Source organism: Desulfolutivibrio sulfodismutans DSM 3696 (genome assembly GCF_013376455.1).
In the GTDB taxonomy this organism is placed as follows: domain Bacteria; phylum Desulfobacterota; class Desulfovibrionia; order Desulfovibrionales; family Desulfovibrionaceae; genus Desulfolutivibrio; species Desulfolutivibrio sulfodismutans.
In genome coordinates this window covers 1,011,386-1,035,108 of the sequence record NZ_CP045504.1, presented here as the reverse complement: position 1 = coordinate 1,035,108, position 23,723 = coordinate 1,011,386, and the positions used below count along the sequence as shown (strand labels likewise).

Genomic DNA, 23,723 nt, shown 5'->3' with positions numbered 1-23,723 from the left:
CAGAGGCCTCTCCGGCGGGTCACGCCGGGGAGGTCTCTTTTTTTTCACCCATTCCCTGGTCAATTAGGCCTCTGTACCGTATAGCGTTCCCTATGCGGCGACGGCGACCGGGGATAACGACGTGGTTCGAATCCCCTGTCGCCTGAGAGGCCGTCCGGCGGTTTTGCGGCGGTTTTTGCAGGCCGGGCGGAATCGTCCGGTGTCCCGAACGAGGTTTCTATCCGATTTCGAGCAGGTTTTTTATGGGACTTCGCCGTGCGACCATCCTTCTGACCGGGCTTACCCTCGCTGTTTTGCTCGTGGCCTTATACGCCACCTCGCGGTTCATCATCCTGGATCGCTTCCTGTCCCTGGAAAACGAGATCACCAGACAAAACGTGGAGCGGGGCGTCAACGCCCTGATGGCCCGCCTGGCCCAGTTGGGGCTTTTGGCCACGGACTGGGCCAACTGGGACGACGCCTATGCGTTTGTGGTCGAACCCGGCGAGGAATTTGTCCAAAGCAACCTCACGCCGGAAACCTTCGTGCATCAAAACCTCGACATCATCCTTTTTTTCGACGTAACCGGCAGCGTGGTCTGGGGAAAATTCAGGGAACCCGGTCAGTTGGCGCCCGAGCCCTTATCGCCGCCGCTTCGCGAGATATGTGAATCCGCCGTGCAGCGCCTTTCTGGCGTCGAGGACGGCGCGCCCAAGGATGGCATTTTGCTTCTTCCCCAGGGCGCGTATCTGGTGGCCATCCATCCTCTCCTCAAAAGCGACGCCACAGGGCCGCACCGTGGCTACCTGCTCATGGGAAGCCACTTCGGAGACATGGAGGTGTCCAGGTTGTCGCAGCTGACCCGCCTGGATCTTTCCTTCAGCCTCATGTCGACAGCCTCCCTGGACGCAAAGACGGCCGACGCCCTGCGCACCACGGATGGACCCGTTCCGGTGGTGAAGACCTCCCCGGGGGATACGGAGACAGCTGGATATGCCCTGATCCGCGATCTATTTGGGGAACCCGCCCTGCTTTTGTCCTTGGCCATGCCCCGGGACATCTACCGCCAGGGGCAGGACATGCTGCGCTACACCCTGGCCGCGATTTTTCTGGCCGGGCTGGCCTTCGCCGCCGTGCTTCTGGCCTTTTTGGAGCGCCGGGTGATCTCCCGCCTGGGGATCCTCGAACGGCAGGCCGGAACCATCGGCGTCCGTCACGCAGGAGAGCGGCGTGTGGCTCTGTCCGGCAACGACGAATTGGCCCGGCTTTCCGACAGCATCAACGACATGCTCGACCGTCTGGAAAAGACCCAGGAGGCCTTGGAGATCTCCGAGGGGAAATACCGCTCCCTCTTTTTGAACACGGCCACGGCCATGATCCTGGTCAACACCGAAACGTCGCTCATTGAGTTGGTCAACGCGGAATTCGAGCGGCTGTCCGGCTTTTCCCGGGAGGAAGTGGAGCATCGCAAAAACTGGAAGGATTTCACCCTGGATTTCGACGCCCTGGCCATTGAGGATTTTTTTCGCAGACGGGCGGGCGCCGAGCGCCCCCTGCCCGGAAGCATCGACTGCCGGTTCCTGGGACGCGACCAGGATATCCGCTATGTGTCCCTGACCGTGGCCATGATCGCCGGGACGGATATGTGCATCGTGTCCATGATCGACCTCACCGACCGCAAGCGGGCCGAGGAGGCCCTGGCCGAATTCAGTCGCAAGCTGGAACGGCTGGTGGCCGAGCGCACCAGCGCCCTGGAGGACAAGGCCAGGGAGCTGGTTGAGGCCAACAAACGACTTTTGGAGCTGGATCGGCTCAAATCCGCGTTTTTGTCCAGCGTCTCCCACGAACTGCGCACCCCCCTGACCTCCATCCGGGGCTTTGCCTCGCTCATTCGCAAGGATCTGGCCCGCCTGGGCAAAACCAGCCAGGGAGTGACCGGCAAATACGTGCGCATCGACGGCAACCTCAGCATCATCATCAAGGAGAGCGACCGTCTGACCATGCTGCTCAACGATTTCCTGGATCTGTCCAAGATCGAGTCCGGGAGGATGGAATGGCGCGACACCAGGCTCCCGGTCGCCGACCTGGTGGCCAGGGGCGTGGACGCCGTACGCGGTCTTTTCGAGGAAAAGCACAGCATATGCCTGGCCCTGGATGTGCCCGACGATCTGCCGGATATCTACGCCGACCCGGATCGCATGCTCCAGGTGCTCATCAATCTGCTCTCCAACGCGGCCAAATTTACGGACAAGGGCGTGGTGCGCATCATGGCCTCCCGCGACGGCGACGGACTGCGCCTGACCGTGAGCGACGAGGGCATGGGCGTTCCCAAGGAGGATCTGGAGTCGATTTTCGGAAAATTCCGCCAGTCCGCCCAGGGGGACATCCTGGAGAACAAGCCCCGGGGCACGGGCCTTGGGCTGGCCATCTGCCGCAATATCATCCGGCACTACGGCGGCCGCATCTGGGCCGAATCCGAGGTCGGCCGGGGAAGTTCGTTTCATATTTTCCTGCCCGGCGGGCGCCTGGCTTCCCGCGTTGGCGGAAGCCTCGACGGGCCGGACACGAAAACAGCCGCCCCGTCTTGACGACAGGGCGGCTGCAACGAACCGGATGTTCCCGGAGGTTCTCTATTCGGGCTTGGGAACCAACCACTTCATCTCGATTTCCAAAACCCGCTTGCAGGCCTCGCCTTTGGCCTTGTCCTTGATCTTTATCTCCATCGATACGTCGTTGGCCAGGGGGATGCAGACAGCTTCCGACTCCCCGTCGAGTTCGATCTGTCCCTTGCACAGGCCGTCCGCAATACGGCGCAAAAGCACCCCGGCGTCATAGGTCAGGGCTTTGCCTTCGGACTCGAACAATACGTTTTTTTCGCTCATGGTCGTTTTCTCCTGGCGGGCTTGGGTTGCCGATTGCCCCGACACTATCCACATCGCCGCCGGTTGTCATGGCGATTGCGTGACTGGTCGTTGTCCGCTGCTGGTCACGCCGCGCCTGGGGGAGGCGACGCGCATCAGCCCTTTTTTGCCGCCCGGGCGGCGCGCAGCCAGTCGTACCAGGCGTCGAGGCCTTCCCGGGCCCGGCAGGACACGGGAAAGACCTTGATGTCCGCGTTTAAGCCCCGGGCGAAGTTCGAGGCCCGCTCCAGGCTGAAATCCACATAGGGTAACAGATCGGTCTTGTTGAGCAGAAGGGCCGAGGAGATGTTGAACATGAGGGGATATTTTTCCGGCTTGTCGTCGCCTTCGGTGACCGAGAGCAGGGTGATCTTGTGGTCCTCGCCCACGTCGAATTCCGCCGGGCACACCAGGTTGCCCACGTTTTCGATAAAAAGGATGTCCAACCCGTCCAGGTTGAGTTCCTTGCAGGCCGCCAGAACCTGGGCGCTGGTCAGGTGGCAGCCGCCTTCGGTGTTGATCTGCACGGCCTGGGCCCCGGTGGCGGCCACGCGCTGGGCGTCATTGTCGGTTTGCAGGTCGCCTTCGATGACGGCCATGGAGAATTCGGACGCCAGGTCCGTGAGGGTGCGTTCCAGGAGGGTGGTCTTGCCGGCCCCAGGGGAACTCATGAGGTTGAGGGCCAGGATGCCTTTTTCGGCGAACAGCCGTTTCAGATCGTCGGAGACGCGGGCGTTGGCCTCAAGGATGTTGCGGATGACGGGGATTTGCATGGCTTACGTTCCTTGTGCTTCGTCGAGTTCCAGGTATTCGATGTAGAGTTCCTTGCCGGAGACCACGGTATGCCCCAGTTCCTCGCCGCAGGCCGGGCAGGGGGCGAACACGTAGTCGCTCGATTCCGGCGAGAACTTCGTGCCACAGGCCCGGCAGGCCAGGACCAGGGGGATCTCCTCCGTGTCCAGGCGGGCTCCGGCCAGGGCGGTGTCCATGGTCAGGGCCTCGAAGGACATGGCCAGGGCGTCCGGGACGATGGCCGACAGGCGGCCGTGCCTGACCTTGACGGAGATCAGGCGGGGCGAGCCGTGTTTTTGCATTTCCTCGCGGATGATGGCCAACAGGCTTTGGGCAATGGAAAGTTCATGCATGGGTGGGGGGTGTACCGGATTTGGGGCGCGGCGTAAAGAAATCCCGCCCTTTTTGGCGGGGAATTACAGGAAAAGAAGGCTCAGGACCACGATGGCGACCAGGGAGGGCAACAGGTTCGAAATCCTGATTTTGAGGATGCCCAGCAGATTGATGCCGATGCCGACGATCAGGATGCCGCCCACGGCCGTGATCTGGGCCATGATGGCCTCGGTGAAAAAGCTTTGGAAGGCCCCGGCCACGAGGGTCAGGCCGTACTGGTAGCAAAACACGGGGACGCTGGAAAACAGGACGCCTGCGCCATAGGTGGAGGCCAGGGCCACCGAGGCGAAGCCGTCGAGCATGGCCTTGGTCAAAAGGATGGTGGGGTCGCCGCGCAGGCCCTCGTCGAAGGAGCCCAAAATGGCCATGGAGCCCACGCAATAGATGAGGGAGGCGGTGACGAAGCCGTCGGTGAACAGGGTGTTTTTCGAGCGGGCCAGGGCCTTGACCCGGTCGCCCAGGCGTTCCAGATGGGATTCGATGTCGACAAGCTCCCCGGCCACGCCGCCCAGGATGAGGCTGAAGATGACCAAAAGGGGCTTGGACATCAAAAGGGCCATCTGCAGGCCGATGATCGCCACACACAGGCCCAGGGCCTGGAACACGATGGTTCTGACACGTTCGGGGAACCTGCCGTGAAGCAAAAGACCAACCGCGCCGCCGATGATGATGGCGGCGGCGTTGGTCAGGGAGCCGACGGGGATCATGCACGCTCCTTGGTCGCGAAAGCCGCGCGAGGGCTGGGCTGTAGCAGTTCCCTCCCATGAGGGCAAGGGTTGCGGGGTGAGTCTTGACAGGACGGCGTCGTCCGCATAGAGACTCTGTTTCCACATGCCGGGATGGCGGAATTGGTAGACGCACCGGACTCAAAATCCGGCGGTCGCAAGGCCTTGAGGGTTCGAGTCCCTCTCCCGGTACCAAGCAATGACGCGGGTTGCGGGCGATCAGGCTAGAAAAGCCGGATCGCCCGCTTGTTTTTTTGCTCCAATTTTGCTCCACTCCGCTCCACGGAGGTGGAGCATGGCGACCATCAGAAAGCGCGGAAATCTCCAGTGGGAGGCCCGGATCAGGAAACGCGGCTATCCCACAACCTGCAAGACCTTCGACACCAAGGCTGAGGCCGAACAGTGGGCCAAGGAAACAGAGGCGACCATGGGCAAGGGGCAATACGTGTCCGCCAAGGAAGCTGAAGCCTATACGCTTGCCGAGTGCCTTGACCGCTTCGAGGAAGAATATCTGCCTCGCCTGAAAGACCCCAGGCGTGAAATCTACAGGATTGACCGGCTTAAGCGGAGAACCATCGCCCACCGGATCATGGCGACGATCCGGTCCAAGGATATCGCCGACTTCCGGCGTGAACGCGAAGCCGAGGGCGTTTCTCCGAACACAATCCGCCTCGATCTGGCCTTGCTCTCCAGGCTGTTCAACTACGCTCGCTCGGACTGGGGAATGGAAAGCCTGACCAACCCCGTGGCCCTGGCCTCCAAGCCGAAATTGCCGACGGGGCGCACACGGAGACTGGAGCCGGGAGAAGAGGAACGGTTGTTGGCCGCTTGCGCCCCGGAGTTTGCGCTCATCGTGCGGTTCGCGTTGGCGACTGCCATGAGGCGTGGCGAGATTGTCGGACTGCGCTGGGAGGATGTTGATATCATGGCCAGCAGGGTGCGCCTGAACGACACCAAGAACAAGGAGTCCCGGACGGTCCCTCTTTCCCGGGAGGCAAAGGATGTATTGCAAGGTCTCCCCCGTCACCTCTCCGGGAGGGTGTTTCCCTTCTGCCCCGATCACCTCTCAGCCAAGATGGGCGATGCCTGCCGTGCCGCCGGGCTGAATGATCTGCACTTTCATGACCTGCGCCACGAGGCCACCAGCCGATTCTTCGAGCATACGGACCTGGACGTGATGGAAATCAAGGCCATTACCGGTCACAAGACGCTGCAAATGCTGGCACGGTATACACATTTGCGGACGGCTAACCTTGCCGCAAGATTGGATGGCGCGAAACGTGGGGAGGTCAGGCGCAAGTGATTTTATTTGAAATAAAGAGGGAAGCCCTTTTATGGCCCGTATGCCTTGACGAAACATCACGAGGATGTGGATGGTTGGGCTTGTCCTGGGTGTCCGGTCCAAATGGGGGCTACTCCAGTCAACAGTCTGCCAAAGCGGCTGTGGCTCGCCTGCCAACGATCATGTGGTGTGACAGAGAAAGGGAGTCAATAGTATTGTTGGTGATCCAAATTCACAGACTCCTGGTGGGTTAAGCTATATTGACCTCAAGTGGGCTGCTTCGGGCTACAAGAGTGCCATCCTTGACGACAAAGCACTCAACCCAGTGTATCCCTGTATACAATGTGGCTTCAGTCCACTTCAAACCGCCAACCCCTGCTGCGCCTTTATTAAATTCTCCACGTAAGCATTTGTTGCGTCTGGCATCATCTCCAGTGTTCACGATCTGCCAGTATACCTGATATGGCTTTACCGTGTCAGTTTCAGCAAAAAAACGCAGAGAACAGTCTTTAGGCAATCCGTGTGTACTGCAAGTAATGGGCTTCCAGGCACCATCAATTTGGATTTCACCACGGATTGTAACATTACGATAAAGCAATGAGGGCCATTCTGGTTCGCGTCGGTGTCTAACTTTGTACTTGGGAAGGAGCCAGGTCCTCATATTTTCCAGAATCATCGAAATTCCAACAGGCACTGCTCCAATGATTCCATTTTGAGAATCTTCATAGTTCCTCAGACTTTCAAAAACTGGAGATTGTCCCAGCTTTCCTTCCAAGTGCTGAGCAAGTGACTTCATGTCGCTGGTCATGAAAGAAAATTCAAAATCATATTTTACTCTTCTTAACCACGCATAGAAGTTCTCTTTGAGTTTCGGGTTGCTCAGCCATTTATCAGCAAAATTTTCTGCTGGATTCACGGGGTTGGAAATAACCGCTTGACCGTTCACCTCTTTGATGTGAGATTCCATGCCGTGTAAGATGCTGCTCAGTGCTTCTAGCAAGTTGCCTTCGTTGTTGTATGCCATCGCTGCCAAAGTTGTGATGATGATCGAGATCGGCTTATTGTCCCAATCGTTTTGGAACATGATGTCACGATGCCTTTTCAAAAGCTGAACAGCCCTTTGAAGTGGCGTTTTGACCGCATAATCGGGGATCGACTTGACGTCAGCCTTTCGAGCTTCAGCAAGCATTTCAAGTCCGACTTGAAACTGTACTTCCATCCGAGATTTGAACCATTCCGCATAGCCAAGCGGGTTACTGACAGGCCACGGCGTGTCCTTGGTGGCATAATTGGGAAGTGTGTTGTCAGTAATCGCAATGGCCTTATCCGTCTGGGAAGAAGTGTCGAAGCCCATACTTTCCAGTGCAGCCTTCATTCGTGCCCCGTCTGGAACTGCTGGGAGAACATCCATATGGAATTTTGCACTCTCAGAGTACTCTAAAGTCCAACATCGCTTGCCCTCCTTAGCGGGCCTGTTGAAATTGTTAGCTTTGTTGTAACTTTTAACTTCTAACCCAACTGCATCTTTCAAGACTTTTTGACTATTTCTTTCCTTAGATACCTTCACTTCACAGACAAGATCTACATCGAATTCGTCCTTCTCTGAGAGAGGCCTGATGACCGTGCCCAGGAGAAATGACCCCTGAGGGTACATTGAGGGTTGAAAATCGTGAAGGATGGATTCCTCACGCCCTAACCACTCACCTATGGATGTATATCTTTTATCTGCGTCCTCGCGCTGTTTTTCAGAAATATCCAAAATCTCCGAAACTTTGTTGAGGAATGCATTTATTTCACGCTGTTTACGATCTAGCATTATTCTACCTATAGGCTGTATACGGGGACAAAGGGCTCAACTTTTTCAGAGAAAAAGAGTTTTTCAAGGTTCTTTTTCTCATGCTTAGCCTGGTCTCGACCGAGACCTTTCAGCAATTCCACCTTGTCGGTGCCATCCAAGGAGAAAGTTTTCGCCGGGACAATGGGTTCAATACGCTTAATGCGTTCCAAGCTCATGTCACCGAGAGCATGTATGGCCATTCCCATGGAAGCATGACTCTGGCTGGCCATCGCCAGTTGGACAACGCCAAGCCCCCAATCCTTGCCACCAGGCTCGGTCCCGGCCAGTTTGGCGAATTCCGGAGCATCTCCAATGCAACTGACGCTTAGTATTGCAACTTCTTCACGGGGCCAGTTCAAGTAGTTGATTGATTCCACGGCTGCAAAACCCATCGGATTATTAGCCCAGAGTCCGCCATCAACCAGGGAGTCTCCCCATACGGTTTGATATGGGGAAAAGAAATATGGCGCAGCGGATGTAGCCAATGCAATTTCAACTGCAGATCGTTTGTAATCTGTTTCTAGGCGTTCATGGTGAGCAGTTTTAAAGACGTTGACTTTTCCGGTGACAAGGTTAGTGGCACAGATCATCAGGCGTTTCGTGCTTTGCCCGAGCAACTTTCCCTCGAACTTCTTTGTCAGAATATCTTTTAATGGGGCAGTGCTATATTTGGCTTCAAAGGCACACCTTACAAGTTCCGGGGTTTTTCGTTTAAAAAAGCATTGTTTTTTCTTTGGCGGAAATATCTTCTCAGCATTGTCTTCATACATGGAGAGGATTTCTCGAGGAGTAAATCCAAGCCCCAAGCCAAGGGCTATAATTCCACCAGTAGACGTGCCAGCGATCAGGTCGAAGTAGTCTATAATAGGTTTGTTGAGTTTTTCTTCAATATCCGCAAGAAAAGCAGCAGGGAACACCCCTTTTATGCCTCCGCCGTCAATGGATAAGATTTTTTTCAATTCAAACTCCTGACCTTACCCCATCGAGTATACCACGGATAAGTTCGGACTCTGGGTTTCAGGTTTTCCCCCTTTAAAGGCTCTTCGGTATTCCTCCGGGCTCATACCGGCAAGAGCGCTGTGGGGGCGCAAGTGTTGTAATCCTGCCTCCAGTCCTCAATGATCCTTTTTGCCTCGGCCAGCGAGCGGAAGGTCTGGGCATTCAGGCACTCTTCCCGCAACCGGCCGTTGAAGCTTTCGATATGGCCGTTTTCCATCGGCTTGCTAGGCCGGGTGAACTCCAGTTTGACACCCCGCCCATGCGCCCTCGGCTTGCTTTAAAATCCCGATGATCTGTTCCTCGCTGAATCGGCTCTTCCTCATGACGATGGCCTCCTTGGCCAGCGTCACGAACTTATAACTGGAAAGCCTAGCGAGGTAAAGGTTCTGGCTAAGACCGTGTTTGGCTCATTACGCCAATTGGATATTGTCCAAGCGAACTTTAACTTCATAAAGAATATTCAAGCTTGTTGGCGGCACTTCCCTCCCTGCTTCGCCACCGGCTCATCCTGCCTACTTTTCGCCCAGCATGCCGCTCAAGCGCGTCAAGAGCGGCTCCAATCGCGTGGATAGCTCGCTCAAGCGTTGCAAGTGCTGCGTCGATTCCCGTTGCTGGGCGCTCAGGCTGGCAATCTGCTGTCGGATTTGGCGCAAGGCCTGGGCGTGGGCACTCAGGGTTTGATCCTGCCCGGCCAGGGTCTTGGCCTGGGCCTCCTGGGTCTGGCGAAGCTCCTGTTCCAGCGCGGTCAGGGTGCTCGTGAGAAGGCGTTCGATTTCGCTCATGGTCTACTCCAATTTCACGGCCTTCTGTTTGCCCACCGTCCAGTCGGTACGGGCCGAAGTTTTGGGCGGCAGGACGATGAACCGTCCATCCTGGTTCTCCAGGAGCCGCAATCCCCATGTCCGTTTTTCCAGTTGATCGGCGATGCTCTCCAGTTCGGCTTTGCTCGCGTGCAGGTTCTGAATCTCGTTCTGCAGGGCCGTGACCTTGCGTGTGAGCAGCGTCACCACGCCCCAGCCGCCAAGGCTCGCCCCCAGGAGCATGCTCAGGCTCAGGAGCAGGGCCTGGAGGCATTTCTTGCCAAAGGCCCAACTCAGGGTTTGGCAGCGTGAGGCGATGGTCTGTTCCAAGCTCCCAAGCCGGTCGCGGATAGCGGCTTCGGTTGTACCGAGCGCGGCGGTCGATGACTGCCGCAAGCTCTCGCTCAAGTCGCTGAATTGTTTCCTGGCCAGGGCCTCGATCTCCTGCCGGTCCTGTTCGGTCTTGGCCCGCATCCGTTGCGTCAGGGACGCGAGCGAGTCGCCAGTTTGCTGCATAGATTCCCCCCTTGAGGCGGAGTTTTTCCCCGCTTGCCGGGTCTTTGACGGTGACATGGGCCTTGCCGGCCCTGTTGATCTCAAGGCCTGCCTCGCGTAGGGCCGTGAGAAGATCGGCGCGGTTTTCGACTTGGCCTTCTTCGATCTTCATGAGCAGGTAGGCGTGAACGGCGTCCTTGGCTTCGGCGCGTTCATCCTTCCCGGGCGTCTTTCCCCAGCGGACCAGACGGGCTTTACGTAAGTCCGCATGTTCGGGAGTGCGCAGGCGCGCCCGGGCGGGATCGTCCGGCCTGGCCCAGCCTTCCCGGTGGTTGTGCAGGTCGCGGAATACGTCGAAGTGCTTCTGCCAGCCGGGCGGGCAGGGGTTGAACGACTTGCCGCTCGAAAGCTCCAGGCGCGGGATGACGAAGTGAAGTTCATGGTGGTTGGCATGGCGATGCCTGACCCAGAGGATGTTGCGCTGGTCCGGCTCCAGACCGGCAAAGGCCACGGCCTCGAAGTCGTCCATGACCCGCGTTTCCTGCTCCGGCGTCACCCGATCATCCGGATGCCAGGACAACACCCCGGCCGTGAACTTCCATTTGGTGTCCAGGGAGTCGATCAGTTCGCGCGTCGTCTCCGGATCGCCGCGCAATACCTCGGGAGGGTGCTCGTCCCGATGTGGGTAGTCCAGGCGCACAAGGTAGCGCGTCGGCGCGTCCCCGCAGCCCTGACCGTGCGGAAAGACTTTCATGTACATAAAGTGACCACGGAGGGTTTTGACTCCAGGGAGGGAAGGGCTTCTCGCGGGTCGCTGTTCTCAGGGGCAGCATATCGCCTGAGCTCTCTCTCAAGGCTGAAGAGGGCGGCAAGAACCTGCAGGGCCTCCGCTCGCCTTTTGTAGGTGTTGGCCCAGCGGGCCACCTGGTTCAAATTCGCGCCGATCCGGGCAAGCTGCCGCACGCGTTCTTTCTCAAGCGGCGTTCGGCGCAGGCGGTAGTCCATGGTCCGCTGGCGGATGAAATCCGTCACGGTCTGGCCCTGGGCGGCGGCCTTGGCCGTGATGGCCTCTTTCTCCGCCGGGGTGACGCGCAGCTTGATCCAGGCGGTCCGGTTCGGTGTGGTTTCTTTCATGGAGTCACCTGCCTTGATGCCTTTGGCAGGGGTCGAGGGGGGCGCAGCCCACCCGCCAGCCCCGACAGAGGGCACCGCGAAGCGTGTGGCCACGTAGGGTAGGCTGGCAATGTGGCTTACCAGCGGTGGACGCGGACTCTCCCCGGCAACATGGGGGCAGCGAAAGAAGCGAAAGAAGCGCAAAAAGCCTCATGCGTCGCCCTCCCTTTCTTCGCTTTTTTCGCTTAATTCGCGCAGGGCGAGGATGACCCGGGGGCGGCCTGCATTTTTGATCTTGGTGATGCTGATACGCTGCTGGGCTTCGAGCTGCTGGAGGAGGGGTTGCAGACGCTCGCGGGGGACATGCCTGCTTAAGGCCGCGCTCAGTTCGGTGGCCGAGAGCGGGCCGGTCTTGAGCGCCTCAAGGATTTTATCCTCAAGCGGGTCCACCGCCCGGTCCCCGAAGATGTACAGGGCCGAATCCTGGGCGTAGCGCCACATGGCCAGGGCCGCCTGAAGATGTGGCTCGGCGATGTGCCCCTGGCCATCCAGAAGGGCATAGATCAGGGCAAGGCGCAGGGTCTGGGCCTCGGCCCGGTTGATGACGCTCCCGGCAAGCCCGGTGTGCTCCTGGGACAGTTCCGGATAGATGGCCTTCCATAGGTCAAGGGCCGGTGCGGTCATGGTCATGGCGTGGCGTTTCTGAGCCAGCCCCACAAGCCGCCACAGCTCGCGTTGCAGCGGAGCCAGTTCATTGTCCGGCATCCTGGAGGGCAAGGCCACCAGCTTGGAACGCCGGACGCATATCCACAGGAACCGGTTCCCGAAGCCGTTGACGGCCTGAACATCGCCCAGGCACACGGCCAGTTCTTGTATGGTGATGTGGGTGATGATGCAGATATGCGCCCCCCGCACCACCACGGGATTGTTTTTGGTCAGGGGGGCATAGTCGCCGGAATCCCAGAAGCAGCGGATGCCCATGGAGACGGTGTTGCCCTCCCGCTTAATGCAGACCAGGCAGCTGGCAAATTCCTCGTCGATAATGATGAGCCGCATGTCCCCTTTCTCGCGTAGCGGCTCGGATGGGTTTTGGCGCTTGCGGCGTTCTCGTTCCTCGTCGCTTTCGTCGCGCACATGATGGGCCAGGCCTTCACCAGTGGAGAGCGGGCCGCCGCTTTCCCTGGCGGGCAAGGGCAGGCCCCAGGCCTCCAAGTCTGCGGGTTGGCAATGCTCGCGGCTAAAGAGTTTGGTCACGGGATGGCGGGACGTGCCCTTGCGGGCCTTGCTGGTGTTGCCGCAGAGCACGGCGAAAAGGCGCGCCGGGTGGACCGTCTCCCCCACGTAGATGTGCGGGCCTTGGCTTGGCGCGTAGCCGTAGACCTCTGCAGCGAAGCGCACCAACGTGGTGATGCATATTGCCGCCGGGTCGGCTTCACTGTCGCGCGTGGCCAACCGGACAAAGTCCCCCAAGAATCCGGGACAGGCATCAAAGGAGAATCGCGGCCATTCCTTGAGGGCAAGATCGCCGGGATCGTCCGGCGGTGCGCCGATAAGCGGCAAAATCCGTGGCAATCCACGACTTGCGCCACTCATTGTTCATTACCGCCGTTTCCTTTTGTTTTTTTCGGCCGCCCGCGCCGTTTGGTAGGAGTCTGAGGGCGGTTGTGTCGGCCCATCGCTTTGTCGGCGATCCAGGCGTCAACCCCGTCAACGGGCCAAGCAAGGCGGCGACCCAATTTTATGGGCGGTGGCACTGCGTCGAACTGCTTGCGGGCGAGATGTCCGTGGATTGATGCAATGCTTTTTCCAAGGATAATGGATAATTCACTGATGTTGTAAAAACGCTGTGTGACCATGAATACTCCTTGTCTGTTGTGCAATTTATGGACACCAAGGAATAAGCACAGATAGATAAAAAATGTCAATATACGCAAATTTTGCGTGTTTACACGCAAAATCTGCATATGCAAAGTTTGCGTACGCCTACGCAACACCTTCAGTGCATGCAGGATTTGCATGCACATATGCATCAGTATTTATCAGCATGAAGAGTTGATGTGCTCTTGAGAGCTGATTTAAGCTTGTAATATTAGAATGTTATGTGCTTAGTCGGTTGATCAGGGGGTTGCCAGTGTCGAGGAGGGGAGAGGGTTAGGTTTTTGAAGCTGTGGTGAGTCCCCGCACGAATGACAGAGGGGTATGCCTTTGGAGGCTGCAGGCTATTTGGGAAGAGCTGTGGAGCTAAGCGTTAACGCCAAGGAGTCGCTTTGTGCGAGTGAACTTCTGGTAGGTGAAGAAAATTTTTGCTCCAATTTTGCTCCACTCGAACTGGAAAACTGTGGAAAACCATGAAAATTTATGAGTACGTAATTATCTGATAATATTTGATTAATTCTGGTAAGATGTGGATAATATTGGTCGAAATTTAGGACTCAAAATCCGGCGGTCGCAAGGCCTTGAGGGTTCGAGTCCCTCTCCCGGTACCAAGGAATTTCAAGGGGATACGGCATATTGCCGTGTCCCCTCTTTTTACGACATAGAACTGGCCCCACTCTGGCCCCACGCCGTATTTCCCGCCCGGTCGGCAGCGTCAGATGCGGACGCGTATTCAGGGCGGCGCGTCCTTCTCGTTTTGTCCCTCGACCATCTCCACCGCCTCAGCCGACCGACGGCGGCGAGGCAGTCGCCTGTCCAGCCGGAATCCGGCCATGGGGTCCGGGCCGCCTCGCGCCCGTGCTTTCGTCGCGAAGCATGACTCAACCTCCCGCAGGCGCATGTCCGGCTGCATCCTGATCGCGGTCGTGCCGTATTTCCTCAGATTTGCCGCATCGTTCGGCAGCCCGTCCGAGGCGGCGCCGACCGATTGTCCCGGGTCGTTTTGGGATACGCCATGCCGTGTAGCGCAAAAATAGTGCTTGCCAAAGCCGGAGGGCTTTTTTACAAAGCCGACATCAATTTTGATTCTCTTTCTCAATATGACGTGCGCCCGGACGAGATGGATCTCCGTCTTTCGCCGGGAGAGAAGGATCGCGATGCGAATCCAGAGGACCGGCTCCGAAAAATCCGCCGCCGAAATGGAGTTCCCTCTTTGCCCTGGCGATGGGGCAAGTCGCGTCCCCTCCCAGGGGCGACGCACGTCCCGGTATGGTCGCGCATGGCATGCGCCAACAAGGGAGACAGCATGACCCTCGGTGAGCTTGGCCCAGGATGCCGTTGCCGTGTCAGACGGCTTCGCGCCAGGGGTGTTTTGTGTCGCAGGTTGATGGATCTCGGGTTTTATCCCGGAGTGGGCGTGAAAGTGCTCCGCAACGCGCCGCTACGCGATCCGGTGGAGTTGGAGATAGACGGCTATTTTCTGAGCATCCGCCGCAACGAGGCCCACGAGGTGGAGGTTGAGTCGCATGAAGCGTAAGGCCTTGGTGGCTTTGGCCGGGCAGCCCAACTGCGGCAAGTCCACGGTGTTCAACATGCTGACCGGAGCCAGGCAGCATGTCGCCAACTATCCCGGCGTGACCGTCGAAAAAAAATCCGGCTTTTTCGCCGTGGACGAAACCAAGGTCGAGTTGGTGGATCTGCCCGGCACCTACAGCCTGTCCTCCTATTCCCTGGAAGAGCGCGTGGCCAGGGACTTTCTCATCCACGACCACCCGGTTTTGGCCGTCAACGTCATCGAGGCGCCAAACCTGCGCCGCAGCCTGTCCCTGACCTTCCAGATCCTTGAACTCGAGCTTCCCACCCTGGTGGTGCTGAACATGATGGACATGGCCGACAAGCGGGGCATGACCATCGACATCGGCAGACTCGCAGAAAAGCTCGGGGCTCCGGTGGTCACGGCCACGGCCCGCAAAGGGCAGGGCCGGGAAGAGGTGGCCCAGACCATCAAGCGCATGGCCGCCGCCGAGGATGTTCCGTCTTTTCGCATCGACTACGGCCCGTTGGAGTATGCCATCGGGAAAATCGAGGAGCTTTTGCCCCGGGAGACGTTTTTCTTCCTGCCCCGGCGCTGGCTGGCCATCAAACTGCTGGAAGAGGATGCCGGGGCGCTGCACATCATTCGGGAACATGCCTCGGACGCCGAGCAGATTTTGGAGGTTGTCCGGAGACTGTCTGCTGAATTCCGCAAGGAAAATGGGGAGATCCCCGAATCCTACATGGCCTATCGCCGCCATGCCCTGGCGGGCGAGATCGTCGCGGCCTGCGTGGATTCGCCCAAGGATTCCCGCTATGCCCTGTCGGACAGGATCGATGCCGTGGTCTGCAACAAGTTTGCGGGGCCGCTCATCCTCGTGGCCGTCATTTTTCTTTTGTACTATCTGTCCATCGATGTGGGCTACCAGTTGACCGGGCCCCTTGTGAACCAGCTTCTGGCCTTCAAGGCCATGTTGTCGTCGCTACTTCCCGCCCCGGGGATCATCGAAGACCCCCTGTTCCGGTCGCTAGGGATATGGTTCATGGAGAGCATGGTCGCGCTTTTGACCTACATCCCCATCTTCCTGATCCTTTTCGCGCTCATCGCCGTCCTTGAAGACTCGGGCTACATGCCGCGCATGGCCTTTATCCTGGACAAGCTCTTTCGCAACTTCGGCCTGCACGGCCAGTCCACCCTGCCGCTGATCCTGGCCGGGGTGTATATGGGCGGATGCTGCGTGCCCGGGGTCATGGCCACCAAGGGCATACCCGATGAACGGGCCCGGCTGGCCACCATCCTCATCGTGCCCATGATGAACTGCCTGGCCAAGGTGCCGCTCTATGTGGTCCTCGTGGCCGCGTTTTTTCCTCAGGACCGGACCCTGGCCATGTTTTTCATCTCCACGGTGACGCTTTTCATGGCCCTGCCCGTGGCCAAGGTTCTGACGCTGACGGTGTTGCGCAAGCTCGATCAGGCCCCGTTCATCATGGAGATGCCCGCCTACCATTTCCCCACCCTCAAGGTGGTGGCGGGGCGGTCCATCGAGCGGACCTGGATTTTCGTCAAAAAGATCGTGAGCATCGTGGCCGCCGTGTCGGTCATCATCTTCGCCCTGTTGCAGTTTCCGGGGCTTAGTGAGGAGCGCCTGACGGCCTATGGAGAGCGTTGGAGCAAGGCCACGGAGGAGTTCCGGGCCAAGATCGGCGCGGACAATGCCTATCAGGGCCTCCTGGCTGGTGAGAACCTGGACCGCTATGTCCTTTTCGCCGACGCCTACCGGCAGGCCACCATGGGTCTTTCGGACCAGTCCGCCGCCGACGCGGTGGCTGCCGAATATGCCGCCAAGGAGCCTGGCTTTGCGCCGCTGCTCAAACCAGCGGCAGGGGACAAGGACGCCGCCGCCATCCGCACGGCTATGCGGACCCTGGACAACACCCGCAAAACCATCCGGCGGGAGATGAAAAACGAGCAGCTCAACGCCAGTTTCCTGGGCGCACTGGGCGAGATGCTCGTGCCCGTGACCAAGTATGCCGGATTCGACACCAAGGTGAACATCTCCCTTCTGGCCGCCTTCGCCGCCAAGGAAAGCACGGTTTCCACCCTGGGGGCGCTGTATACCGTCAGCGACGGAGAGAAAGACGCCTCCCTGGACCAGCGCCTGAAGACGGAGATGGCCGGATACACGCCGCTGCATGCCCTGGCGCTCATGCTTTTCATGGCCCTGTATCCGCCGTGCCTGGCTACCAGCATCATGGTCCAGCTCCAGACCAAGTCCACCAAATGGATGCTTTTCTCCATCGGTTATCTCATGTTCCTGGGCATCACCGTATCGTCTGCGGTCTTTACCGGGGCAGGCCTTTTGGGGCTGTCCGGAATGCAGGCCATGTGGACATTTTACGGACTCGCCGTATTGGTCACCATCATCCTGGGATTGTACAATCCCCAACCCAAACCGGTCGCTATTTTGAAGGAGAAACCGGCATGAAACACATTCGCATCTATTTGATCGCAGCCATGTTCACCCTGGCCCTTGGCGTGTCGCAGGCCATGGCCCACACAGCACTGTGCAACTGCTTCGATAACGGCGACGGCACCATCACCTGCGAAGGCGGTTTTTCGGACGGTTCGTCCGCAGCCGGCGTGTCCGTGTTTGTCCTGGATGCCGGCGGAGCAGAGGTGCTTAAAGGAACCATGGACCCCAACAGCCAGTATACCTTTAAAAAACCGGACGGGAAATACACCGTGAAATTTTCCGCTGGCGAGGGGCATGAGGTCATGGTCCCCAGCGACAAGATCGTGCAGTAGGGCGCTACGGAGCAGATGCGTCCCTGCGTCCCTCCGTTCCCATGTTTTGAAAATGGGTTTCATATTCAAACTCATAAGGAGAACCGGATGAAGCGTTTGATCACCCTGTTGGCCGCCGCCTTTCTGTTGGCAACCACTGCCCCGGCCTTTGCCCATTTCCAGATGCTCTACACCCCGGAAATGAACAAGATGGGCAAGCTGGAATTCAAGCTCGTCTTTGCCCATCCGGCCGAGTCGGGACATGTGATGAAGATGGACAAGCCCCAGGAATTTTACGTCATCAACAAGGAGAAAAAAACAGACCTGCTGGGAACCATCAAGCCCATCAAATGGACCAGCGCCATGAATAGCGACGAAGGCTTCGAAACCACATTTTCCGCTCGTGGCGGCGACTATATCTTCGTGCTGGTTCCGGCCCCGTATTTCGAGAAGGAAGAGGACACGTACATTCAGCAGATCACCAAGGTCATCACCAACGGCGACGCCGTGCCTACCGATTGGGACAAACCTGCGGGGCTTAAGACCGAGTGGGTGCCCCTTGACCGTCCCTATGCCCTGTACCCGGGCATGACCTTCCGGGCCGTGCTTTTGGGCGACGGAAAGCCCGTGGCCGACGCCGAGGTGGAGATCGAATACATGAACTACACCCCGGACATGAAGAAAAACGCCTTCGCCAAAAAGGGCAACATCGAGGCCCCGTCCGACCATTTCATCACCATGGTCCACAAGACCGACGCCAACGGCATGCTGACATTCACGCCGCCGTTTGCCGGATGGTGGGGCATTTGCGCCCTTGGAAGCGGCCCGGACAAGAAGTTCCAGGACAAGGAGCTGTCCCAGGACGCCGTGATCTGGATCCAGGCCACCAACCCCAAGAAATAGCGTGCGCCTCTCCCGCGCCGACACCTCACGGGGGCGGCGCGGGAGTCGCCTCGCACCGTAGTGCTCCGGTTGTTTCTCTGTGTGGTCGCACAATTGGCGGACAGGCGTCACCCAAAAGCAACCTTGCCAGAGCATCCTCCACAGCCAAGAAGAGGGATCAGTGTCGCGCCGGGCACTGTCGAGAGCCTCAGCCACGGCGTGCATCGGCCCCATGCTCTGTGTCCAGCAAGTCCCTTTTCCCTAAAGGAGATCGCCATGGAACAGCATCTGGTCATGAAGTTCACGGAAATGCTCAAGCAGATGATGCGGGACATCCTCGCCAAATCCAACGTCACCATCCACAGCTTGGCCCAGGAAACCGCCTGCCACGCCGATCTGGCCGACCGGGCCGCTCACGAATCCGACCGCAACATGATGCTTATCATGAGCCAGCGGGACCGCATCCTGCTCGATGAGATCCGCAACGCCCTGGAGCGCGTTGAGCTCGGCGAATACGGCATCTGCTTCGAGTGCGGCGAGGACATCGGCGTAGCCCGGCTTACGGCCCAACCCACGGCCACCCTGTGCGTCCATTGCAAGTCCGCCATGGAGAACGAGCGGATGCACATGACCACGCCCTATGGGGCCTCGGAATACCTGTTCGATAAATAGTTGGGCGTCTCGGGACAGGCGAAACAGGACGTTGCGCTGCACGCCGCCCGGGTGAGACGAGACGATCTGCCGCCCCCGGCAACCGGATGGGCAACCCCGGGCCGTGCCTTGCGCCCGGTTGCAGGACGCAACTGTGACAGCGCGCGTTGTCCATTCTGTCTCCATGGTTGCCCGGACCTGTTTTTGCGCGCGCCCATGTCCGGAGACCATGGCGTCAGGCACCAGCACCGCCCTTTGACGCGCCGACAAGCCCCGGATGACGCCGCAGCCGAAATCCGCTATCCAGATGGACCAACACCTCGCGGGAACACCCGCGCCGGTGGACTCTTCGCCTCGGACGGCGCATGCGATCACCCCATACCCCTCAGCGCGGTTTTGCCGCGTTCCCAAGAGCAGCCGTGGTGCGTTTCGATGACGCCGCGCCGCCGCGCGGCAAGTCCCGCGTCGTGTTTTCGAGGGCCTCGCAGCAGGATAGAGACGCGAACGATCCTTTCATCCTGTGCGCCGTATGCCGACGGCGCATCACCACACGCGACATGGCCGTGGCCAGGAGCGGCGCACACCGCCATGTCTTTTGCAATCCCGCCGGAATGGTCTTTCGCATCGGTCTGTACCGGCATGCCCCCGGCTGCCTGACCCTTGAACCGCCAAGCGCGGAGTTCACCTGGTTTCCGGGCCATGCCTGGCGCGTGGCCTGCTGCCGTGGATGCGGGACACACCTGGGCTGGCATTTTGCCGCCGATTCCGCAGAGGCCTTTTTCGGCATCATCCTGGACAGGGTCATTGAGGAACCGGACTTCGGATCGTGAATGCAGGGCAGTTGGCCGGGTGCGTTACGGAATATGTTGCAATGATTCCAAAAAAGTGTAGAAAGATAAAAAAACGTCTCATTCCCGACGCAATGGTGGAGATGCGCCTGTGACACATGCGTTCCTGGTCTTTTTCGTCTTTTTGTCGGTTTTGTGCGGGACGTCGGGGTGTTCAGAGGACGTCTCGCGCGATGAACCCGCCAAGGTCGTAACGGGCACGACGCCCGTGGTGCAGCCCGAGGAAGTTCACGGCGGAAAGGCCCTGGACGGCTCTCCGCTTCCCTCTCCCAAATCCCTGGCCGTGGCCGAACCGGCTCCCGCTCCAGCCGCCGGGACAAACGCAACGCCTGTTCCCGCAGCCGCCGACGCGCCCGTGTCTCTGCCCACGGCCCAGACATCCCCGGCCTCGCCGCCGTCCGTCCCGGCACAGCCGCCGCTTCATGACGCAACTCCGCTTAGCGCCGCAAAAAAACTTGTTCTCGTCGTCAGCCCGGACTGGAACGCCAACCGGGCCGAGGTTTCTCTCTATTCGCGCGACAGCCTGTCCGCCCCCTGGAAACGGCTTGGGAGTCCTTCGCCCTGCATGGTCGGCCGCAACGGGCTGGCCTGGGGACGCGGCCTGGCCGAACCCCTTTCCGATGGACCACGCAAGAAAGAAGGCGACGGGAAGACCCCGGCCGGGCTCTTTCCGCTTCCCCTGGCCTTCGGCTACGAGCCCCAGGCAAAGGCCTCCCAGGCCGGAATCCGCCTACCATACCTACCCTTGACCGCCTCCACGGTCTGCGTCACCGACCCCGACTCCGCCGCCTTCAACGACCTGGCCGACTCCAAAAATAGCACCGCCGCCTGGACCCGCCAGGATCGCATGACTCGCGACGACAACGCCAACCGCCTCGGCGCGTTTATCGGCCACAACCGACCCGATCCCCGACCCGGACTCGGTTCCTGCGTGTTCCTCAACGTCGAACCCGCGCCAAACAAACCCACCGGAGGCAGCGTCGGCTGCCCGGAACCGCTTGTGCGCGAAATCCTGGCCTGGCTCGACCCCGACTCCAAACCACTTATCGCCATCCTGCCCCAACCGGCCCTGGCTTCCGCCCAGACGGCCTGGGGATTGCCCCGCTAGGCGAGGGGAGGGGAGAGCGGGGGCGCTGCCCCCGTACCCCCGCCAGGGGGGTAACCCCCCTGGACCCCGTAACGTGCGGCCCTGGTGGCCGGTGCGAAGCACCGGCCACCAGGGCCGCAACGTTTCAGGGGCCAAGGGTTTTTCTCCCCGGCTGCGATGTGTCTCCCGGAAAACGCGTTCCGGCGCTCAGCCGGGCTGCGCAGCAGCCCGGCTGAGCGCCGGTGACGGGGGGTCCGGGGGGAATGATTCCCCCCGGGCAGGGTCCGGGGCGGCAGCCCCGGTTCCACGGTTGCATGGCTAACGGGGCGGCAGCCCCGGTGTTGTTTAGCCCATGGGGGTGTTGGGGGTCATGGACCAGACGCCGCAGGGGCAGACACCGGCGCAGAAGCCGCAGCCGATGCATTTGTCCGGGTCGCAGACCATCTCGAACTTCTTGCCTTCCAGGGCGTTACGGCTGATGGCCCCGCGCGGACAGATGGCCTCGCACAGGCCGCAGTCCCGGCAGGAGCCGCAGGAGGAGCATTCCGAGGCGCAGTGTCCCATATCAGAGAAGGAGGGGATGCGCGGGTCGAAGTATTCGAGTTTGACGCGCGAATAGGCGATCATTTCCCGGGTATCCGGGGTGGGGCGGCGTCCGGCCAGCATGTCGCCGATGGTCAGGGCGGCCTTGCGGCCCATGCCGATGGCGTCGGTCAGAAGGCCGGGTTTCACGATGTCGCCGATGGCGAAGACCTTGGATTCGGAGGTCTGTCCCAGTTCGTTGACCACCACGTAGCCCCGGTTGGTGGCGATGGCGTCGGGCAGAAAGTTCAGGTCCGGCTGGTCGCCGATGGAGAAGATGACGGTATCGGCCGGGATGACCTCGCCGGTGGTCAGGACCAGGCCCTCGGACGTGATCTCCTTGGTGAAGCAGGGCCAGCGGAATTTCGCGCCAACGGCCTCGGCGTCGACTTTTTCCTTGCCGAAGGCGGCGGGCTTCTGGATGTCGATCAGCGTGATGTCCTCGGCCCCGAATCGGGCGGCCTCGGTGGCCACGTCGCAGCCCACGTTGCCCGCGCCGACGATGACCAGGCGCTTGCCGGGTTTGGCCTCGCCTTTTTTGGCGAGCTTTAAAAACGTCAGGGCCGGGATGGCCTTGTCCGCGCCCGGCACGGGCAGCACGCGGGGCTTTTGCGCGCCCACGGCCAGCACGGTGAAGTCGTTGGTGTCGACGATGTTTTGGAATTCATCCCGGGTGAGTTTGTGCTTGAGGTGGACGTGGGGCAGCACCTGGCGGATGCGCGTCAGTTCGGCCTCCACGACCTCTTTGGGGATGCGGGTGCTGGGGATGGCCGAGGAGATCTTGCCGCCCAGCACCTCGTCCATGTCGTAGACCACGGCCTCGTGTCCCTGGAGGCGGATCTGCCAGGCGGCGGAGATGCCCGCCGGACCGCCGCCGATGACCGCCACCTTTTTGCCGGAGAGTTCGGGAAGGGGGGGGACTTTGCTGGAAACCCCGGCCTTGCCCAGAAAGGTGATGTCCACGGGCAACATGCTTTTGGTGGTGCGGGTGCAGCCCTGCATGCACAGGTGGGGGCACAGGTAGCCGCACACGGTGGCCGGGAAGGGGGTGTAGGCCATGGCCAGGTCCACGGCCTCGTCCACATGGCCGTCCCGGATGAGTTGCCAGCGTTCCTGGACGGGGATGCCCGTGGGGCAGCTGGACTGGCAGGGGGCTTTGTGGCGTTTGTTTTCCCACACGGGCACGTAGCGGCGAAGTTCGCCGGTGACGATCAGCGGGATGGGGCTGCGGTCAAGCGGGGTCAGGTCGCCGATAAGCCCTCCCAGGCCCAGTTCGCGGTCCCAGACCTGGGAGCGGAAGGCGGACATGGAACGCCTTGCGGAGTTGGCCTTCTCGTAGGGGCTTTTGGCCACAATGAGCAGCCATTGGTCGCGCACGGTGAGGGCGTCGAGCAGTTCCGGGCGATGCACGGCCTTGAGGAAGCCGCGCAGGTTGGTGGTCAGCCAGTCCCAGTCCGCATCGCTTATGGGTTCAAGCTTGGCGTCCTTCTGGGAAAAGCCCTTGTGGGGGCCGCGCACGAAGATGCGTCCGCCGACCATGCCCACGCAGGGACGAAAGCCCAGGACGTTTTCGGGATCCTGGGGGTTGTGGCCACAGACCACGGCCGTGCCGCCGGCCATGAACTCGGCGAAGGAATCGCCGGTGGAGCCGAGCACCCACAGTTCGGGCTGGGTAAACCGGGGGTTGGCCTTGGTCATGGTCATGCCCCGGGAGCCGATGTTGCCGCCGATCATGACCTTGCCCTGGGCCATGGCGTTGGCGACGCCGTTGGAGGCGTTGCCGTGGACCACGATCTCGGCCCCGGCGTTGAGCCAGCCCACATCGTCCGAGGCCGGTCCCAGCACCTCAATGCGGGTGTTGGGAAAGCCCATGGCCCCGACGCGCTGTCCGGTCGAACCGGTGATGGCCACGGTGATGGGCTCTTTTTCGGAAATCCACAGGCGTCCGCCCAGGCCGTGCTGGCCGTGGGCCTCTATGGCCAGGTCGCGGGCGCCTTGCGTGACGGCGCGTTGGATGCGTTCCTCAAGGATGCGCGATTCCACGCGGCGTCCGTCCTCATGGCCGCTGATGTGGATGGTCGTCGAAGTATGTGTCGCCATGGTACGGTCTCCAAAGGCTGTTGCGGATGCGCCGGTGCGCTCCCGTCGTTACAAGGACGTGAGCG

Annotated in this window: 23 protein-coding genes, 1 tRNA gene and 1 pseudogene; 10 read left to right on the top strand and 15 right to left on the bottom strand. The window is 59.9% G+C overall.

What is annotated here, in order from left to right; genetic code table 11:
* Nucleotides 1-242: 242 nt before the first annotated feature.
* On the top strand, nt 243-2,567 hold the full coding sequence (locus GD606_RS04975) for a CHASE4 domain-containing protein (RefSeq protein ID WP_163300694.1): 2,325 nt from the start codon (nt 243-245) through the stop codon (nt 2,565-2,567).
* Between the two features lie 42 nt (nt 2,568-2,609).
* On the opposite strand, the gene GD606_RS04970 is transcribed toward GD606_RS04975, so the two are convergent.
* The 4 genes from GD606_RS04970 to GD606_RS04955 form a co-directional block, all read right to left on the bottom strand.
* Nucleotides 2,610-2,861: an amphi-Trp domain-containing protein gene (locus tag GD606_RS04970; protein ID WP_163300695.1), complete on the bottom strand. Its 252-nt coding sequence runs from the start codon at nt 2,859-2,861 to the stop codon at nt 2,610-2,612.
* Nucleotides 2,862-2,995: 134 nt separating this feature from the next.
* On the bottom strand, nt 2,996-3,652 hold the full coding sequence (hypB, locus tag GD606_RS04965; protein ID WP_163300696.1) for a hydrogenase nickel incorporation protein HypB: 657 nt from the start codon (nt 3,650-3,652) through the stop codon (nt 2,996-2,998).
* 3 nt (nt 3,653-3,655) lie between these two features.
* Complete coding sequence (locus GD606_RS04960; RefSeq protein WP_163300697.1) at nt 3,656-4,024, bottom strand: hydrogenase maturation nickel metallochaperone HypA; 369 nt, start codon at nt 4,022-4,024, stop codon at nt 3,656-3,658.
* A 63-nt stretch (nt 4,025-4,087) separates the two neighbouring features.
* Nucleotides 4,088-4,771, bottom strand: a complete 684-nt coding sequence (locus GD606_RS04955) for a DUF554 domain-containing protein (protein WP_163300698.1) — start codon at nt 4,769-4,771, stop codon at nt 4,088-4,090.
* A gap of 126 nt (nt 4,772-4,897) precedes the next feature.
* Between GD606_RS04955 and GD606_RS04950 the strand changes: the two genes are divergently transcribed.
* Together GD606_RS04950 and GD606_RS04945 are read left to right on the top strand one after the other, a co-directional pair.
* A tRNA-Leu gene (locus GD606_RS04950) sits at nt 4,898-4,984 on the top strand.
* A 100-nt stretch (nt 4,985-5,084) separates the two neighbouring features.
* Nucleotides 5,085-6,092 carry a tyrosine-type recombinase/integrase gene (locus GD606_RS04945; RefSeq protein ID WP_163300699.1) on the top strand — a complete coding sequence of 336 codons (1,008 nt, stop codon included), beginning with the start codon at nt 5,085-5,087 and terminating at the stop codon, nt 6,090-6,092.
* Nucleotides 6,093-6,321: 229 nt separating this feature from the next.
* Here GD606_RS04945 and GD606_RS04940 read toward each other — a convergent pair whose 3' ends face one another.
* The 10 genes and pseudogenes from GD606_RS04940 to GD606_RS04900 form a co-directional block, all read right to left on the bottom strand.
* On the bottom strand, nt 6,322-7,887 hold the full coding sequence (locus GD606_RS04940; RefSeq protein WP_163300700.1) for a nucleotidyltransferase: 1,566 nt from the start codon (nt 7,885-7,887) through the stop codon (nt 6,322-6,324).
* A gap of 8 nt (nt 7,888-7,895) precedes the next feature.
* Complete coding sequence (locus GD606_RS04935; protein ID WP_163300701.1) at nt 7,896-8,867, bottom strand: CBASS cGAMP-activated phospholipase; 972 nt, start codon at nt 8,865-8,867, stop codon at nt 7,896-7,898.
* 101 nt (nt 8,868-8,968) lie between these two features.
* Complete coding sequence (locus tag GD606_RS20905; RefSeq protein ID WP_374190888.1) at nt 8,969-9,151, bottom strand: integrase core domain-containing protein; 183 nt, start codon at nt 9,149-9,151, stop codon at nt 8,969-8,971.
* A gap of 268 nt (nt 9,152-9,419) precedes the next feature.
* Nucleotides 9,420-9,689: a hypothetical protein gene (locus GD606_RS04925; protein WP_163300646.1), complete on the bottom strand. Its 270-nt coding sequence runs from the start codon at nt 9,687-9,689 to the stop codon at nt 9,420-9,422.
* 3 nt (nt 9,690-9,692) lie between these two features.
* Complete coding sequence (locus tag GD606_RS20440) at nt 9,693-10,223, bottom strand: hypothetical protein (RefSeq protein ID WP_246298979.1); 531 nt, start codon at nt 10,221-10,223, stop codon at nt 9,693-9,695.
* 346 nt (nt 10,224-10,569) lie between these two features.
* Nucleotides 10,570-10,956: pseudogene (locus tag GD606_RS20900) on the bottom strand (relaxase/mobilization nuclease domain-containing protein); the annotation flags it as partial.
* The gene (locus GD606_RS04915) at nt 10,953-11,336 is read right to left on the bottom strand and encodes a plasmid mobilization protein (protein ID WP_163300703.1); all 384 of its coding nucleotides are present in this window, start codon (nt 11,334-11,336) and stop codon (nt 10,953-10,955) included. The pseudogene GD606_RS20900 and the gene GD606_RS04915, both read right to left, overlap by 4 nt.
* Nucleotides 11,337-11,525: 189 nt before the next feature.
* Entirely contained in the window at nt 11,526-12,887 is a 1,362-nt protein-coding gene (locus GD606_RS04910) for a DUF3987 domain-containing protein (RefSeq protein ID WP_246298978.1), read from the bottom strand.
* Nucleotides 12,888-12,904: 17 nt separating this feature from the next.
* On the bottom strand, nt 12,905-13,171 hold the full coding sequence (locus GD606_RS04905) for a helix-turn-helix transcriptional regulator (protein WP_163300705.1): 267 nt from the start codon (nt 13,169-13,171) through the stop codon (nt 12,905-12,907).
* A gap of 752 nt (nt 13,172-13,923) precedes the next feature.
* Nucleotides 13,924-14,289: a hypothetical protein gene (locus tag GD606_RS04900; RefSeq protein WP_176629220.1), complete on the bottom strand. Its 366-nt coding sequence runs from the start codon at nt 14,287-14,289 to the stop codon at nt 13,924-13,926.
* Here GD606_RS04900 and GD606_RS20850 point away from each other — a divergent pair.
* The 7 genes from GD606_RS20850 (at nt 14,206) to GD606_RS04865 (ending at nt 20,997) form a co-directional block, all read left to right on the top strand.
* A complete protein-coding gene (locus tag GD606_RS20850; RefSeq protein ID WP_309550389.1) occupies nt 14,206-14,727 on the top strand; it encodes a FeoA family protein in 522 nt (173 codons plus the stop codon). The genes GD606_RS04900 and GD606_RS20850 overlap by 84 nt on opposite strands.
* Nucleotides 14,717-17,209, top strand: a complete 2,493-nt coding sequence (gene feoB, locus GD606_RS04890; protein ID WP_163300707.1) for a ferrous iron transport protein B — start codon at nt 14,717-14,719, stop codon at nt 17,207-17,209. Before GD606_RS20850 ends, feoB begins: the two co-directional genes overlap by 11 nt.
* Nucleotides 17,206-17,529, top strand: a complete 324-nt coding sequence (locus GD606_RS04885; protein WP_163300708.1) for a hypothetical protein — start codon at nt 17,206-17,208, stop codon at nt 17,527-17,529. The genes feoB and GD606_RS04885 overlap by 4 nt, the downstream gene beginning before the upstream one ends.
* An 87-nt stretch (nt 17,530-17,616) precedes the next feature.
* On the top strand, nt 17,617-18,411 hold the full coding sequence (locus GD606_RS04880) for a DUF4198 domain-containing protein (RefSeq protein WP_163300709.1): 795 nt from the start codon (nt 17,617-17,619) through the stop codon (nt 18,409-18,411).
* Nucleotides 18,412-18,666: 255 nt separating this feature from the next.
* The gene (locus tag GD606_RS04875; RefSeq protein WP_163300710.1) at nt 18,667-19,062 is read left to right on the top strand and encodes a TraR/DksA C4-type zinc finger protein; all 396 of its coding nucleotides are present in this window, start codon (nt 18,667-18,669) and stop codon (nt 19,060-19,062) included.
* Nucleotides 19,063-19,460: 398 nt separating this feature from the next.
* Nucleotides 19,461-19,871, top strand: coding sequence for a cereblon family protein (locus GD606_RS04870; protein ID WP_163300711.1), 411 nt, complete (start codon nt 19,461-19,463; stop codon nt 19,869-19,871).
* A gap of 109 nt (nt 19,872-19,980) precedes the next feature.
* Nucleotides 19,981-20,997, top strand: coding sequence for a L,D-transpeptidase family protein (locus tag GD606_RS04865; protein WP_163300712.1), 1,017 nt, complete (start codon nt 19,981-19,983; stop codon nt 20,995-20,997).
* 324 nt (nt 20,998-21,321) lie between these two features.
* Here GD606_RS04865 and GD606_RS04860 read toward each other — a convergent pair whose 3' ends face one another.
* Nucleotides 21,322-23,658 (bottom strand): FAD-dependent oxidoreductase, encoded by a 2,337-nt coding sequence (locus GD606_RS04860; RefSeq protein WP_163304012.1) that lies wholly within the window; start codon nt 23,656-23,658, stop codon nt 21,322-21,324.
* Nucleotides 23,659-23,723: the final 65 nt, after the last annotated feature.

Bases quoted from the DNA above. Each gene is read 5' to 3' on its own strand.
- GD606_RS04925 (WP_163300646.1), bottom strand. From the start codon at position 9,689: ATGAGCGAAATCGAACGCCTTCTCACGAGCACCCTGACCGCGCTGGAA.
- GD606_RS04960 (WP_163300697.1), bottom strand. From the start codon at position 4,024: ATGCATGAACTTTCCATTGCCCAAAGCCTGTTGGCCATCATCCGCGAG.
- GD606_RS04875 (WP_163300710.1), top strand. From the start codon at position 18,667: ATGGAACAGCATCTGGTCATGAAGTTCACGGAAATGCTCAAGCAGATG.
- GD606_RS04975 (WP_163300694.1), top strand. From the start codon at position 243: ATGGGACTTCGCCGTGCGACCATCCTTCTGACCGGGCTTACCCTCGCT.
- feoB (WP_163300707.1), top strand. From the start codon at position 14,717: ATGAAGCGTAAGGCCTTGGTGGCTTTGGCCGGGCAGCCCAACTGCGGC.
- GD606_RS04970 (WP_163300695.1), bottom strand. From the start codon at position 2,861: ATGAGCGAAAAAAACGTATTGTTCGAGTCCGAAGGCAAAGCCCTGACC.
- GD606_RS04945 (WP_163300699.1), top strand. From the start codon at position 5,085: ATGGCGACCATCAGAAAGCGCGGAAATCTCCAGTGGGAGGCCCGGATC.
- GD606_RS04940 (WP_163300700.1), bottom strand. From the start codon at position 7,887: ATGCTAGATCGTAAACAGCGTGAAATAAATGCATTCCTCAACAAAGTT.
- hypB (WP_163300696.1), bottom strand. From the start codon at position 3,652: ATGCAAATCCCCGTCATCCGCAACATCCTTGAGGCCAACGCCCGCGTC.
- GD606_RS20850 (WP_309550389.1), top strand. From the start codon at position 14,206: ATGCCGTGTAGCGCAAAAATAGTGCTTGCCAAAGCCGGAGGGCTTTTT.
- GD606_RS04860 (WP_163304012.1), bottom strand. From the start codon at position 23,658: ATGGCGACACATACTTCGACGACCATCCACATCAGCGGCCATGAGGAC.
- GD606_RS04885 (WP_163300708.1), top strand. From the start codon at position 17,206: ATGAAACACATTCGCATCTATTTGATCGCAGCCATGTTCACCCTGGCC.
- GD606_RS04955 (WP_163300698.1), bottom strand. From the start codon at position 4,771: ATGATCCCCGTCGGCTCCCTGACCAACGCCGCCGCCATCATCATCGGC.
- GD606_RS04915 (WP_163300703.1), bottom strand. From the start codon at position 11,336: ATGAAAGAAACCACACCGAACCGGACCGCCTGGATCAAGCTGCGCGTC.
- GD606_RS04905 (WP_163300705.1), bottom strand. From the start codon at position 13,171: ATGGTCACACAGCGTTTTTACAACATCAGTGAATTATCCATTATCCTT.
- GD606_RS04880 (WP_163300709.1), top strand. From the start codon at position 17,617: ATGAAGCGTTTGATCACCCTGTTGGCCGCCGCCTTTCTGTTGGCAACC.
- GD606_RS20440 (WP_246298979.1), bottom strand. From the start codon at position 10,223: ATGCAGCAAACTGGCGACTCGCTCGCGTCCCTGACGCAACGGATGCGG.